The sequence below is a fragment of the Cohnella laeviribosi DSM 21336 genome, from assembly GCF_000378425.1.
Lineage (GTDB): Bacteria > Bacillota > Bacilli > Paenibacillales > Paenibacillaceae > Cohnella > Cohnella laeviribosi.
The window spans coordinates 1-1,513 of sequence record NZ_KB899899.1; the positions used below are offsets into that span (position 1 = coordinate 1).

The following is a 1,513-nucleotide window of genomic DNA, read 5'->3' on the forward strand; positions in this document are numbered from 1 at the left end:
GTCCAGATGGCTGTAAACACAGTTGGCACCTCTCTTACTACTGCCTCATCCTCCGTTTCCATCACCTCATGTTAAGTTTTATCGAAGTGTTGTGCGGTGGTGGCAATTATTCTCGGATCGGGTCATATTACATGGGAAGTGGGACTTACTACGTAAAAGTTCGGAGTTACAATAGCACAAGCCCTGTGTACTGCGGCATTTATTTAACTGCAGCTGCATCTCAAACGACAACCACGCTTGGATACCCTAACGGTGGAGCCTCATACGATTATTATGTTACTGGTGATGGCAGACAAACCAGTTTTGAAACTTTGCCATACGGTAATACTACCGACACTGTTTTGGAGTTATACGACCTTAATGGTAATCTGATAGCATCTGACGATGATTATGGAACAGGGGCTTACTCTCTAATTTCCAAAGTTTATTTGAATAACGGACAAGGATATCGACTGCACGTCCGAAACTATAGTAATGGAAGCCCTGTTTATTGCCAGGTAACCATGACTAGATAATTATTTGGAAACATACCATTGCCATTGGTATGTTTCCCTTTTTGTTCCGCAACGCTATACAAATTTATTACGAAAACGGAGAATACGCATGAGCTATATATTCAAATCGATAATGACTATCCTTATTCTGGCGATCGTTTCTGCTTGTGGCCATGAAAAGGGGGGAGAAATCCAAACACTGGTACCACCATCATCAAATACGCCTACTATCAATAAAGATGTTGACCCGCCAACGAAAAACGAAAAACCACCGGCAACTCAAGCGTCGTTCTCTTTACCCGATGGGTATCAAATAGTTGAAGCGTCCACGTTTACTTTTGCAATTCCAAACAGCTGGCATGTTGAACAGGGGAGTGGTAAAGACGCTTTCTCATTCCAAAAAAATGGGGAGCAAATAGGGGAAACCGAAATTTTAGGATGGTTTGATTCAGAGACATGGAAAAATTTCAAGCCTAATCATGCTGAACAGACAGATTTCAAAGAACGTAATGACTTATTAGCTATTAAGAATAAGGATGTTCACCTATATAAGATTCAGTTGACCCACACGAAACCGGCTGCTGATAAGGATCCAGAATGGAAGTACAAGGAAACCCGTTGGTATGTGTCCGTTAAGGAAGATGGGCGTTCATACGGCTTTTATTTTAACAGCGAAAAAATAGACGAAAATGTGATGGAAACCATACTATCGTCATTTCGACTGAAAAAAACCAAGTAAAACAAGTCTAGCCCAAAATGTCGGTCAGCCATCACCAAGGATCCTACACTCTTTTTTGTTTGCTCGATCTCCTTTATCACGAACTCACAAGGAAACGTCTTTTTGCGTGAAGTGGGACTTTGCATAACTAAATTCGTACATTCCCATCTTACTTAAACGTCAATGAATATTTCGGGATAACAGTGCGCTACTAGAGTGGACGATGAGAAAGTACAAAAGGTTCAGACAGCGACGCAAGCGGGCCTGGAATTGGCTCATACAGATTGCGAAGCGGGAACCC

At 41.9% G+C, this 1,513-nt stretch carries 1 protein-coding gene; it reads left to right on the forward strand.

Annotated features, from left to right (window positions below):
* Window positions 1–603 precede the first annotated feature (603 nt).
* A complete protein-coding gene (locus F560_RS0122030; RefSeq protein WP_019007870.1) occupies window positions 604–1,233 on the forward strand; it encodes a hypothetical protein in 630 nt (209 codons plus the stop codon).
* The last annotated feature ends 280 nt before the right edge of the window (window positions 1,234–1,513 follow it).

What these genes read in the sequence shown, in the direction of transcription:
- F560_RS0122030 (WP_019007870.1), top strand. Translation starts at nt 604, where the DNA reads ATGAGCTATATATTCAAATCGATAATGACTATCCTTATTCTGGCGATC.